The sequence below is a fragment of the Kineothrix alysoides genome (assembly GCF_000732725.1).
GTDB lineage: Bacteria > Bacillota > Clostridia > Lachnospirales > Lachnospiraceae > Kineothrix > Kineothrix alysoides.
Window position 1 is genome coordinate 931,841 of record NZ_JPNB01000002.1, and the last position, 12,643, is coordinate 944,483.

Here is a 12,643-nt window from a genome sequence, read left to right on the forward strand (position 1 = left end):
ACCATTATATCATAAACAGAAAGATCGACTACCATACAAATTGCACTTTTAAAACCTGACAAATTACGAATCATGGTCGCTATCATCCACTTTGTGCCGGCTCACCATAAATCTATTCTCAGCTTTATAAAATCCGTATTTTTCATATAAGCCATGGGCATCCTCAGTCGCCAGAATTCCTCGGAGGCGGATAAGCCTGGCATCTGAAGCAATCTTTTCTACCAATGCCTTTCCCACACCCAATCCGCGATATTCTTCATCGACTACTACATCACATAAATAATAGCTTGTGGCGTAATCCGTTATAACTCTTGCAAAAGCAATCTGAGAATTATTTTTATCTAAATATGCCCCAAAGCATAGGGAATTTGCCACTGATTTTTCAATTGTTTCATGGCTCCGCATATTTGCCCAATAAGTCTGCAGTAAGAGCCGTTTTATATTATCAAGCTGAAGATTTTCTTTTTTATCTGAAATATAATACATGGTGCCTCCCTATTCAATTTTTAATATACTACTGTTTAACTTTTGTACTTTTTCTTTAATAATCGGCCCTGTTTTCGGTAAATAGAATAACCTCGCCCTGCGGCAACGAATCGTATTCCTCTAATACCTGATCCAAAAAGTGAATTGTTAAACTTTCCCGGATAAATGACTTCCTGAAAATAAATTCTCCGCCTTTATCCATATACGGTTTTCTATTGGCCGTCCATGTCCAAAATATATTTTTCTTTTTCCCAACTCACCGATGCGCTTTGCACTTTGAAGCATCTGTTCTCTGTTGGTATAAAGCATAGATACTGTTGGATAAAACATATTCATCAATGCGTCGCCAACAATCAATTTATCTCCATCTACATCCACCCCGATAGATCCCTCCGTATGTCCGGCTAGTTCTACAACTTTTGCATTTATACCATATTCGCTCAGGTCATATCCTTCTTTCAAGTAAATGGTAGGTTTAAATTCTGATAGAGTATCCGATTCAAAGCTCTTTGCTGAGATTCTCAGAATAATTTTCCCTAAAAATCCCCGAGCCGTTAACGGCTGCTTCATATTGTCCGGTATCAAATTCATGTCTTTTTTACTGATTGCAATTGGTGCATGCAAGGCTTCTGCCAAATATACCGCATTTTGGCAATGGTCCATATGACCGTGTGTAAGAACAATAAGCCGGATATTAAATCGCCGGCAAGCCTCTAACACCCTTCTCTTGTATTTCTCACGACCGGTATCTACCAGTATCGCATTATTACCATTAAATATGATATAGCAATTTACATTTCCGCCGCTAATTTTATGTATTGCACTCATATAATATACCTCGCTCATTTTAAGTATTCCGTTCATTTCAATATAATAGGAAATCTATTTTGCTTGCTCATGTTCCCTTATCGGTATTTTATCATACTTCTTTTTAATTGGGTATTTAATCTCTTATAGAGATTATAGGACCCATAATGAGTACTCATGATAATGTCCCCAAGTAATCTGGAAAGGTTTCCAAAAATATGTTATCATCTTTTCATCAAGATCAAACAAAATACAGTAATGATTTGTATTTTGTGTATGGGGGATTTAAATAATGACTTATGAAACGATAATAAAAGGTATGAAAAGATTTGGTTCAACAGAGAAGGATATTTGCATTCATGGAATTGGAATACTGCCTGAACAAGTTAATGAAAATGTGATTATTGCCCCTTGGTGGGAGCCCTCTTCTCTGCCTAACTTAGGAAAAGCAGAATATTTAAGCGAATCCGATTTCTCAGCGGTCAAAGTATGGAATATTATCGTTGGTAAAATGAAGATAACTTATATTAAGACAGGTATAGGGGCACCTGTCTTAATAGATGTCTTGCTATCGCTGGGCATAACAAAATGCAACAAAGTTATATTTATTGGTTCTGTTGGGTCACTTAATCATAAAATAGGTATTGGAGATATTGTTATTCCTGAATACAGCATATGCGGCGATGGTGCAAGCAGATATATAGTAGCTGACGACTTATCTAATGGTGATTGCTGGGGCAAAAAAGTATATCCCCATTCTGACTTAACAAGAAATGTAAAGGAAATAACAAAAAATATTTGTGAGCAAAATAATGTCAAATGGCATCTTGGCAGAAACTTTAGTATAGATACAATAGTTGCACAATTCGCTCACATTGATGAGATATTAAGTATGAACTGTAATGTTATTGAAATGGAGACCGCTGCGGCTTTTAGTGCTGCAAAAATAGCAAATATACCGATAGCCGCTATTTTTAGCGTATCTGATAATACAGTGGTCAACAAGTCTTTAATTAGTGGTCGAACAAAAGAAGAAATAGACTATCGTAAATTCGTAAGGTACAATCTGTTTCCGCAGATCATCTTAAAAGCATTTGAATGAGTCTCACAAAATGACCGTTCGTCTACATTAACTTTAAAGTATTTATGATAGGTATAGCACTGATTTTCCTCCTGCAGAGAAAATCCGGAAAATTACCCCGCAGGATTATCATGCTGTCTTTTTATTCTAATATGTCTAAGAAACAGTCCGATTCCGAGGAACAACATCGTTGCTGCAACACCTAAGATCGGGTTCCGCCAAATATCCTCGCTCTTTGTAAAAGTGACAAATCCACTTATTACTAAAAGAGTTGGAACCGCATCCTCGACTGCATGCATAAGCACACATGGCCATATTGATTTAGTAATCCTATAAATCTCAACAAACATAACAGTTCAGCATGTCATTAATAAACACCCTATTAAAATATGACCCATTCTTGATAAAGATTCGAAGATAATGTACAAAATATGAAAAAAGCATATGAAAGGATTAAGGTGTAAATGAATAACTTATTATTTCTATTTACTAATTTGTTACCTGAACCTTTAGTAATTGAGTTTGTTAAGTTTTATGTCGACTTTCAAATAAAAAAACATGCAAGGTTAGATGTAAAAGGTCTTGAAAATTTAAACTGTGATTTTAAAAGGCCGTATTTGTTTATATGCAATCATTTAAGTAACTCTGATGGATTATTATTAAATAAAGTGTTGGAAAAAGAAAATATTACCTTTGTAGCCGGAAAGAAATTAGAATCTAATTCTCTGACCAATTTAGGATTTAAAATTGTCAGATCAATACCACTATTACCAAATTCACCCGATAAAGAAGCAATCAAGAAGGTCATTAGTGTGATAAAAGAAGGTAACAGCATTTTAATATTTCCTGAAGGAACACGAAGTAGGACAGGAAAGATGCTTGCAGGAAAAAAAGGAGCTTTACTCTTTGCCAAGCTTACCGATGCTCCGATAGTACCAATAGGTATTTGGGGTACAGAGAAGTTTATGCCTATAAAAGAAGATATGGGTAAAGAAGTATTCCATGATGCTGATATAAATATTAGAATAGGTAAAGCCTTCCACCTGCCTAAGAAAAATAATGATGAGACCAAGGAGAACTGGGAAGCTAATCGGTTAGATTATATTATGACGAGAATTGCTGAGCTTTTGCCAAAAGAATATAGAGGCTTTTATGATAATAAAGTATAAATTAAAAAGACTGTATCCGAACTTCTTTTGTTCGAAACAGCCTTCTAACGTGAGACATCGGGGATTCGAACCCCGGACAACTTGATTAAAAGTCAAGTGCTCTACCAACTGAGCTAATATCCCATTTCTATATTTTGAATGCAAGCTAAACAATGGTTATAAACTTGTCCTTAACCGGAAAAAATGATGCCCAGAGCCGGAATCGAACCAGCGACACGAGGATTTTCAGTCCTCTGCTCTACCAACTGAGCTATCTGGGCACTAAATAGCGGGGACAGGATTTGAACCTATGACCTTCGGGTTATGAGCCCGACGAGCTTCCAGACTGCTCCACCCCGCGTTATTCAATTAATCATTGATTGTATAATTATATGCAATCACTTGGTATTTTTATACCAAATGGATGGAGGTGGATTCGAACCACCGAAGCAATTTGCAGCAGATTTACAGTCTGTCCCCTTTGGCCACTCGGGAATCCATCCATATTAAACATTTATTGCTTTGACAGAAGCCTCTCTTCAAGTTCCTATCAAAAGCCGATGATCGGACTCGAACCGATAACCTGCTGATTACAAATCAGCTGCTCTGCCAATTGAGCCACATCGGCAAAATGGGACCTATAGGGCTCGAACCTATGACCCTCTGCTTGTAAGGCAGATGCTCTCCCAGCTGAGCTAAGATCCCGCAAAACAATATACAAATTTAAACGACCCGGATGGGACTCGAACCCACGACCTCCGCCGTGACAGGGCGGCGCTCTAACCAACTGAGCCACCGGGCCACAATAGTACAAACATAAATATTTGTACCCTCAAAACCGAATACCAACGAGCTTCTTCCCTCTCAGGAATCCACCCTTACTTTCTCATATCTCTTTCATCCGTTTCTTTCTTGTCTCTTATGAGTGCTCTCTACTCACTAGGAGTATTCTATGAGTGTTTTCTACTCATTATGAGTGTCTTTTACTCATTACTCATTACCAGCCTTACAAGGATAAGCCCTCGACCGATTAGTACTTATCAGCTACACGCATTGCTGCGCTTCCACCTTAAGCCTATCTACCTCGTACTCTCCAAGGGGTCTTAACACGATTGCTCGTGGGGATATCTCATCTTGAGGGGGGCTTCACGCTTAGATGCCTTCAGCGTTTATCCCTGCCGGACTTGGCTACTCTGCCATAGGTCTGGTACCTAACAGATACACCAGCGGTCCGTCCATCCCGGTCCTCTCGTACTAAGGACAGCTCCTCTCAGATATCCTACGCCTGCGCCGGATAGGGACCGAACTGTCTCACGACGTTCTGAACCCAGCTCGCGTACCGCTTTAATGGGCGAACAGCCCAACCCTTGGGACCTACTACAGCCCCAGGATGCGATGAGCCGACATCGAGGTGCCAAACCACTCCGTCGATGTGAACTCTTGGGAGTGATAAGCCTGTTATCCCCAGGGTAGCTTTTATCCGTTGAGCGATGGCAATCCCACTTTATACCACCGGATCACTAAGTCCTAGTTTCCTACCTGCTCCACCCGTCGGTGTCGCAGTCAAGCTCCCTTATGCCTTTGCACTCTGCGAATGGTTTCCGACCATTCTGAGGGAACCTTTGAGCGCCTCCGATACCCTTTCGGAGGCGACCGCCCCAGTCAAACTCCCCGCCAGACATTGTCCCGGGGCCAGATTCATGGCCCTCGGTTAGAAATCCAATACTGCAAGGGTGGTATCCCAACATTGGCTCCATGGAAACTGGCGTCTCCACTTCATTGCCTCCCACCTATCCTGTACATACAGCATCGAATCCCAGTATCAAGCTGGAGTAAAGCTCCATGGGGTCTTTCCGTCCTGGCGCAGGTAACCAGCATCTTCACTGGTACTTCAATTTCACCGGGTGCATTGTCGAGACAGCGCTCAAATCATTACGCCTTTCGTGCGGGTCGGAACTTACCCGACAAGGAATTTCGCTACCTTAGGACCGTTATAGTTACGGCCGCCGTTTACTGGGGCTTAAATTCAAGGCTTCACACGAACAAGTTCGTGTTAACCTCTCCTCTTAACCTTCCAGCACCGGGCAGGCGTCAGCCCATATACTTCACCTTTCGGTTTTGCATAGACCTGTGTTTTTGCTAAACAGTTGCTTGAGCCTATTCTCTGCGGCCCCATTTCTGGGGCACCCCTTCTCCCGAAGTTACGGGGTCATTTTGCCGAGTTCCTTGACAATGCTTCTCCCGCCGGCCTTAGGATTCTCTCCTCATCCACCTGTGTCGGTTTACGGTACGGGTACATAATGAACAATAGCAGCTTTTCTTGGCACATGGCTTGCATGCTTCGCTACTTTATTTCGCTCCGCATCACGCCTTTGGATTGAGGAAGGGATTTGCCTCTTCCTCTCCTACCTCGCTTGCACCGGTTTTTCCTTTCCCGGCTCATGCGCTCCACATGCGTCCCTACAGTTCTGTCATTATGCAGTACAGGAATCTCCACCTGTTGTCCATCGGCTACGCATTTCTGCCTCGCCTTAGGCCCCGACTTACCCAGAGCAGATCAGCTTTACTCTGGAATCCTTGGATATTCGGCCAAGAGGATTCTCACCTCTTTCTCGCTACTCATTCCGGCATTCTCTCTTCCTGACGCTCCACGGCTCCTTACGGTACCGCTTCCCTGCATCAGCAATGCTCCTCTACCAATCATACGTAAAGTATGATTCCTAAGCTTCGGTGTCGTGTTTCAGCCCCGGACATTTTCGGCGCAGGACCTCTCGACTAGTGAGCTATTACGCACTCTTTGAATGTGTGGCTGCTTCTGAGCCAACATCCTAGTTGTCTTTGAAATCCCACATCCTTTTCCACTTAACACGCACTTTGGGACCTTAGCTGTAGGTCTGGGCTCTTTCCCTTTTGACTGCCCAACTTATCTCGTGCAGTCTGACTCCCATATAACATCTTCACGGCATTCGGAGTTTGATAACCTTCGGTAAGCTTTGACGCCCCCTAGGGTATTCAGTGCTCTACCTCCGCAAGACTTTTTATGAGGCTAGCCCTAAAGCTATTTCGAGGAGAACCAGCTATCTCCGGGTTCGATTGGAATTTCTCCCCTATCCACACCTCATCGCCACCCTTTTCAACGGATGTGCGTTCGGTCCTCCATTGCCTTTTACGGCAACTTCAACCTGGACATGGATAGATCACCCGGTTTCGGGTCTGCACATACTGACTAAAAGTTAACTTAGTTAACTTGCGCCCTATTAAGGCTCGGTTTCCCTTCGGCTCCACACCTTAAGTGCTTAACCTTGCCAGTATGCACAACTCGCCGGACCGTTCTACAAAAAGTACGCGGTCCCACCTTAACGTGGTCCCACAGCTTGTAAACACAGGGTTTCAGGTTCTCTTTCACTCCCCTCCCGGGGTCCTTTTCACCTTTCCTTCACAGTACTATGCGCTATCGGTCACTGAGTAGTATTTAGCCTTACGGGGTGGTCCCCGCATATTCCCACAAGGTTTCTCGTGTCTCGTGGTACTCTGGATACCGCTCTGTCAGGTCTGGTTTCACGTACGGGGCTCTCACCCTCTCTGGCTGGTCTTTCCAGGACCATTCCGTTACCCTTCCTGAATCAGTTGATGCGGTCCGAACCCCGGAGTGCACGCACTCCGGTTTGGGCTCCTTCCGGTTCGCTCGCCGCTACTTCGGAAATCACTGTTGTTTTCTTCTCCTCCGGCTACTTAGATGTTTCAGTTCACCGGGTTCCCTTCCCTACACTATGGATTCATGCAGGGATACATAAGGTCTTCTTATGTGGGTCTCCCCATTCAGATATCTGCGGATCGTAGGATATTTGCTCCTCCCCGCAGCTTTTCGCAGCTTATCACGTCTTTCTTCGGCTCTCAGTGCCAAGGCATCCACCCTGTGCTCTTTCTTGCTTAACCTCTTCTCGTCCCTCTAGCGTGAGGAACGCAGGCTGGTCTGCTGTCTGCGAGCAGTCCCACTCTTACGAGTGTTCTTTACTCGTTCAGCGCCTGACTTTCGTCAGGCTTGTTGTCTCTAACATTTATAAATACAAGTGTAATACACTTGTTGGTCATCCTTTCGGATGGACCTCGGATGTCTTTGATACTTGATTGTTTTTCGGTATTCGGTTTTCAAGGTACAAACTTGTCTATTACGACATTTGACTGTTTTATCAGTCATTAAAAACCAAAATAATAGTATTTTAATCTTTAATCACTGGTAAAACCAGCTGCAAAATGTTTTCACATTTTGCTTATATTATGAAAGCCTCTCGGCTTTGTTTACATAATGAATCTGGCAGCCACCTGCTCTCCCATGCCGTCTCCAGCATAGTACCATCGGCCGCTTAAGTCTTAACCTTCGTGTTCGGGATGAGAACGGGTGTCTCCCCTAAGCGCATCGCCACCAGAATCTTTTCTTAGCTTCCTTGACTTCTTCCCTTAAGCTCTCGCCCTCCAGGATATCATCTTTCTTAAGTGTCCTGAGTGTTCTATGAGTATTTTTTACTCATTACGAGTGTTCTCTACTCGTTACGAGTGTCTTTCACTCGTTCCTCATTCCACTTCCTTAACAGCTAAACAGTAATACAACCCTTACTTCTTCTTCCTTAGAAAGGAGGTGATCCAGCCGCACCTTCCGATACGGCTACCTTGTTACGACTTCACCCCAGTTATCAGACCTGCCTTCGGCTGCTCCTCCCCTTGCGGGTTAGGTCACAGACTTCGGGCATTTCCGACTCCCATGGTGTGACGGGCGGTGTGTACAAGACCCGGGAACGTATTCACCGCGACATTCTGATTCGCGATTACTAGCGATTCCAGCTTCATGTAGTCGAGTTGCAGACTACAATCCGAACTGAGACGTGTTTTTTGGGATTTGCTCCAGGTCACCCCTTCGCTTCCCTCTGTTCACGCCATTGTAGCACGTGTGTAGCCCAAATCATAAGGGGCATGATGATTTGACGTCATCCCCACCTTCCTCCGGGTTATCCCCGGCAGTCTCTCTAGAGTTCCCATCTTACTGCTGGCTACTAAAGATAAGGGTTGCGCTCGTTGCGGGACTTAACCCAACATCTCACGACACGAGCTGACGACAACCATGCACCACCTGTCTCCAATGCCCCGAAGGGAACATACATTACATATGCTGTCATTGGGATGTCAAGACTTGGTAAGGTTCTTCGCGTTGCTTCGAATTAAACCACATGCTCCACCGCTTGTGCGGGTCCCCGTCAATTCCTTTGAGTTTCATTCTTGCGAACGTACTCCCCAGGTGGATTACTTATTGCGTTTGCTGCGGCACCGAAGGTCTAATAGCCCCCGACACCTAGTAATCATCGTTTACGGCGTGGACTACCAGGGTATCTAATCCTGTTTGCTCCCCACGCTTTCGAGCCTCAACGTCAGTTACAGTCCAGTAAGCCGCCTTCGCCACTGGTGTTCCTCCTAATATCTACGCATTTCACCGCTACACTAGGAATTCCACTTACCTCTCCTGCACTCCAGCTGGACAGTTTCCAAAGCAGTCCCGGGGTTGAGCCCCGGGCTTTCACTTCAGACTTGCCCTGCCGTCTACGCTCCCTTTACACCCAGTAAATCCGGATAACGCTTGCCCCCTACGTATTACCGCGGCTGCTGGCACGTAGTTAGCCGGGGCTTCTTAGTCAGGTACCGTCATTTTCTTCCCTGCTGATAGAGCTTTACATACCGAAATACTTCTTCACTCACGCGGCGTCGCTGCATCAGGGTTTCCCCCATTGTGCAATATTCCCCACTGCTGCCTCCCGTAGGAGTTTGGGCCGTGTCTCAGTCCCAATGTGGCCGGTCACCCTCTCAGGCCGGCTACTGATCGTCGCCTTGGTAGGCCTCTACCCCACCAACTAGCTAATCAGACGCGGGTCCATCCTGTACCACCGGAGTTTTTCACACTGTCTCATGCGAGACCGTGCGCTTATGCGGTATTAGCACCTATTTCTAAGTGTTATCCCCCGGTACAGGGCAGGTTGCCCACGCGTTACTCACCCGTCCGCCACTAAGTAGCTAAGCTTCCATCCGAAGACTTCCGCTTAATTACTCCGTTCGACTTGCATGTGTTAGGCACGCCGCCAGCGTTCATCCTGAGCCAGGATCAAACTCTCATGTTGAAAAGTTCTCTCCGATCCAAGATTAACATTGGCTAATCTTTTCCCGTAGTCATCATCTCTGCTCCTTGCGGTGCTTTGATGCGACTCTTTACTGTTTTTTTAGGTTGCATCCTTTCGGATGCCGTTCTCTGAATTTTCATTCATTTCCTGCTTTTTGCTCTTTCGAGCCATGCAGGTATTTCAGAATTTTCAGGGTTGTATTACTGTTTACTTGTCAAGGTTCATCGGTTCATAATTTCTAATCTTGTTTTGTCTTTTGCTCAGACGCAACTTTATTATAATATCATATGCGTTTCGCTAAGTCAATACTTTTTTTAATTATTTTTTATGAACTTGTCCTCCGTCTCTCAACGGTGGATTTTTATTATAGCATTGCATGCTTATAAATGTCAACCTGTATTTTCAATCAATTTCATCAATTTTTCATACAAATCTGATTATATCTATAAGACTGGAGAAGTTCCAAACAAAAACCCGCTTTAATCTAACCGAATCTTTAGTTCTTCCTTGCAGTGCTTCGTTAGTTTACCCAAAATATTGTCAAAAGTCAATATCTTTTTTACATATAATTATTATTTTTAAAATTGAAGCTATTATGACCATTTAAAATTACTATTCACAGTTTTGCTGTTCGTCCCAACAATATGCATACAAATCGCAAGGAACATGCAATCTGGTTCTAACTACCCTTGGGATTTTGTGCGGAAGCAGCACAAAATATTTCGCGGAATAGTGGCTGTGAATAACAACCATTTAAATCCCCAGCATTAAGGCCAAATAGATACTACTCATATTTACGGCATAAATGTATGATACAGATTAATAATATAAAATCAGATCAAAAAAGATATAAAGTTATATCTTTTTTGATCTGATGCCTGCCGAGGTGTAATAACTTGAGATTAACTTGATTTATTTATTCATTTAATCCAATTGGAAGAATCTCATTACACCTCCGTCGATTGTCACGATGTCGCATTCTCTTCCACCCCAAGGCTGTATTGTAATCTCACCGATTTGCGTCCAGCCACTTTTTCTTACAAAAGAATAAAGGTTATCAATATTGTCTACACGCATAAAAGCAACTGTTTGTTTCGCAGGTTCACCGTAAAACATGTGGAATCCATTAAATGGAACGAGTGTCATATTACTTATTTCACCCGGCAAAGGCAAAACACACCCATATGTCCCATCACCGTTATCGTTTCGTTGATCAATTCCTGCATACCACCCTAACACACTCTCAAACCAACTCGCCGTTCTATCCATGTCTTTGGTATAGTAGACCGGACCGTTTTCTCTGACAGTATATCCTCTTTCTTTCAATCCCTGTATCATTTGTTTTCCTCCTAAAATAGATTGGACAGATATTGAGGCAAATGAATGGAGTTTATCCCTATGGCTGCGCGCCGCCATAGGAGATATGCCATGAAAACGAGTAAACGCACGGGAAAAGCTTTCCGGCGACTCATAGCCGTATTTGAATGCGATATCAATAACTTTTGTATCTGAAGCTTCTATTATATCAATTCCTGCAAGTGTCAGGCGACGGCTGCGAATATATTCACCAAGAGATACGCCGCACACAATTGAAAACAAGCGTTGAAAATGAAAGCTTGACATATACGCCTGACCTGCAATAACTTCAGGGTTCAATTCATCGCAAATATTGTCTTCCACAAAGTCGATTGCCCTTTGAATACAGTTTATCGTCTCCATCCTTTCACCTCCTGTCTATTTAAGAGTATAAAATAACTACTTCATATCTTCATGATATTTATTGCTCGTTCCGGCTAATGTAAATAGCTGCAGCCGTGGTTAGAACAGAAGTGCTTCCCGGTCAAATACTTTGGCAGCACAACTTTTGTTCCGCATGCGCATCTGAGCGTCCCTCTTTTAGTAATAGCGGGAAAAAGATTTTACAGTTAGTTCAAACGATACGGACCAGATAGGCGATAAATTTGGAAGTTATCGAACGACAGAATGACTGTGAATATAAAATTCTTCCTGACTCGGTTGAAACTTTTTTTCTGTGTATTCAAAAGTTTTATCGAATTCTTCTGCTTCTTTGTCATTGATTTCAAAGGCAGGTGACTCATGGAAATAATACTTTGTTCCATCAAAAAATCCTGGTTGTAATTCTTTTACAAGTAATGCCGCAGGAAAAATATCTCCCTCTAGACAAACATTATATTTTTTACAGCTTTTAAAGCCTCTTGCCACATAATTATCAGGGTTACCAAAAATAATTATAGCTTTATAACCCATTTCAAACGCTTTAAGAAATGTTTTTTCCAGCAAGTCTTTCCCAATACCTAAACGCTGACATTCAGGTTCTACGCTGACAGGCCCAAAGGTAATAATATTTGTCACACGCCCTGTTTCATCAATGAGTTTTGATTTTGTATACATAACATTTGCAACTACTTGTCCATCGAGCTCCGCTACATAGTCCAATTCATGAATAAAATCTTCATGCCCTCTCAAAATGTGAGACAGATAGTGCTCGTTGCATCCCGGCACATTGAGATTCCAAAATGCCCTGCGATGGATTTCTTCTACCTTCCTATATTCATTTTCTTTTTCATTTCTGATTTTAATATGCTTCATTTTTTCCTTCACCTCTACAACATCCTTTTTACTATATGTTTAATAAATGATCAGCTTTTTTTAATTATAGTTTATCGAAAAGCAAAAAGAAACAGACAAATTTCCTTATCGAAATTTGTCTGTTTCTGTGACGGAGAAAGAGGGATTTGAACCCTCGCGCCGCGTAAACGACCTACACCCTTAGCAGGGGCGCCTCTTCAGCCTCTTGAGTATTTCTCCATAGCCTGAACCAAATCACGTGAAATCTTTTTATCAAAGCTATTCACGCTTATCGGATATTAAATTCTGCGTTGAATGATAACGCAAGTGTTATTATACCTAAGGGGATTTTGTTTGTCAATAATATAATT

General features: G+C 42.8%; 6 protein-coding genes, 8 tRNA genes and 3 rRNA genes. 2 read left to right on the plus strand and 15 right to left on the minus strand.

Annotation, left to right across the window (positions count from 1 at the left end; all coding sequences use genetic code 11):
* Positions 1–63: 63 nt before the first annotated feature.
* Both CC90_RS0115195 and CC90_RS0115200 read right to left on the minus strand, forming a co-directional pair.
* Entirely contained in the window at positions 64–486 is a 423-nt protein-coding gene (locus CC90_RS0115195) for a GNAT family N-acetyltransferase (protein ID WP_035315760.1), read from the minus strand.
* Positions 487–633: 147 nt separating this feature from the next.
* Positions 634–1,314: an MBL fold metallo-hydrolase gene (locus CC90_RS0115200; protein ID WP_051869841.1), complete on the minus strand. Its 681-nt coding sequence runs from the start codon at positions 1,312–1,314 to the stop codon at positions 634–636.
* Between the two features lie 271 nt (positions 1,315–1,585).
* Here CC90_RS0115200 and CC90_RS0115205 point away from each other — a divergent pair, with 271 nt between their 5' ends.
* On the plus strand, positions 1,586–2,395 hold the full coding sequence (locus CC90_RS0115205; RefSeq protein ID WP_031391608.1) for a phosphorylase family protein: 810 nt from the start codon (positions 1,586–1,588) through the stop codon (positions 2,393–2,395).
* Between the two features lie 443 nt (positions 2,396–2,838).
* Complete coding sequence (locus CC90_RS0115215; protein ID WP_035315761.1) at positions 2,839–3,543, plus strand: lysophospholipid acyltransferase family protein; 705 nt, start codon at positions 2,839–2,841, stop codon at positions 3,541–3,543.
* Between the two features lie 50 nt (positions 3,544–3,593).
* Here the strand turns inward: CC90_RS0115215 and CC90_RS0115220 are convergent.
* The 13 genes from CC90_RS0115220 to CC90_RS0115285 all read right to left on the minus strand — a co-directional run bounded on the left by CC90_RS0115220 (position 3,594) and on the right by CC90_RS0115285 (position 12,512).
* Positions 3,594–3,666, minus strand: a tRNA-Lys gene (locus CC90_RS0115220).
* A 64-nt stretch (positions 3,667–3,730) separates the two neighbouring features.
* A tRNA-Phe gene (locus CC90_RS0115225) sits at positions 3,731–3,803 on the minus strand.
* A 6-nt stretch (positions 3,804–3,809) separates the two neighbouring features.
* A tRNA-Met gene (locus CC90_RS0115230) sits at positions 3,810–3,883 on the minus strand.
* A 60-nt stretch (positions 3,884–3,943) separates the two neighbouring features.
* A tRNA-Tyr gene (locus tag CC90_RS0115235) sits at positions 3,944–4,025 on the minus strand.
* Positions 4,026–4,077: 52 nt separating this feature from the next.
* Positions 4,078–4,150, minus strand: a tRNA-Thr gene (locus tag CC90_RS0115240).
* 4 nt (positions 4,151–4,154) lie between these two features.
* Positions 4,155–4,227 (minus strand) — tRNA-Val (locus CC90_RS0115245).
* Between the two features lie 23 nt (positions 4,228–4,250).
* Positions 4,251–4,324: transfer RNA gene (locus tag CC90_RS0115250), tRNA-Asp, on the minus strand.
* Positions 4,325–4,532: 208 nt separating this feature from the next.
* Positions 4,533–7,458 (minus strand): 23S ribosomal RNA (locus CC90_RS0115255).
* Positions 7,459–7,832: 374 nt separating this feature from the next.
* Positions 7,833–7,950: ribosomal RNA gene (gene rrf / locus CC90_RS0115260) — 5S ribosomal RNA — on the minus strand.
* A gap of 201 nt (positions 7,951–8,151) precedes the next feature.
* Positions 8,152–9,683, minus strand: a 16S ribosomal RNA gene (locus tag CC90_RS0115265).
* Together the 16S, 23S and 5S rRNA genes with 7 tRNA genes alongside form the textbook arrangement of a ribosomal RNA operon.
* Positions 9,684–10,607: 924 nt before the next feature.
* A complete protein-coding gene (locus tag CC90_RS22480; RefSeq protein ID WP_035315762.1) occupies positions 10,608–11,402 on the minus strand; it encodes a helix-turn-helix domain-containing protein in 795 nt (264 codons plus the stop codon).
* Between the two features lie 249 nt (positions 11,403–11,651).
* The gene (locus tag CC90_RS0115280; protein WP_031391612.1) at positions 11,652–12,293 is read right to left on the minus strand and encodes a GNAT family N-acetyltransferase; all 642 of its coding nucleotides are present in this window, start codon (positions 12,291–12,293) and stop codon (positions 11,652–11,654) included.
* 131 nt (positions 12,294–12,424) lie between these two features.
* Positions 12,425–12,512, minus strand: a tRNA-Ser gene (locus CC90_RS0115285).
* Positions 12,513–12,643: the final 131 nt, after the last annotated feature.

Bases quoted from the DNA above. Each gene is read 5' to 3' on its own strand.
- CC90_RS0115195 (WP_035315760.1), bottom strand. From the start codon at position 486: ATGTATTATATTTCAGATAAAAAAGAAAATCTTCAGCTTGATAATATA.
- CC90_RS0115200 (WP_051869841.1), bottom strand. From the start codon at position 1,314: ATGAGTGCAATACATAAAATTAGCGGCGGAAATGTAAATTGCTATATC.
- CC90_RS0115205 (WP_031391608.1), top strand. From the start codon at position 1,586: ATGACTTATGAAACGATAATAAAAGGTATGAAAAGATTTGGTTCAACA.
- CC90_RS0115215 (WP_035315761.1), top strand. From the start codon at position 2,839: ATGAATAACTTATTATTTCTATTTACTAATTTGTTACCTGAACCTTTA.
- CC90_RS22480 (WP_035315762.1), bottom strand. From the start codon at position 11,402: ATGGAGACGATAAACTGTATTCAAAGGGCAATCGACTTTGTGGAAGAC.
- CC90_RS0115280 (WP_031391612.1), bottom strand. From the start codon at position 12,293: ATGAAGCATATTAAAATCAGAAATGAAAAAGAAAATGAATATAGGAAG.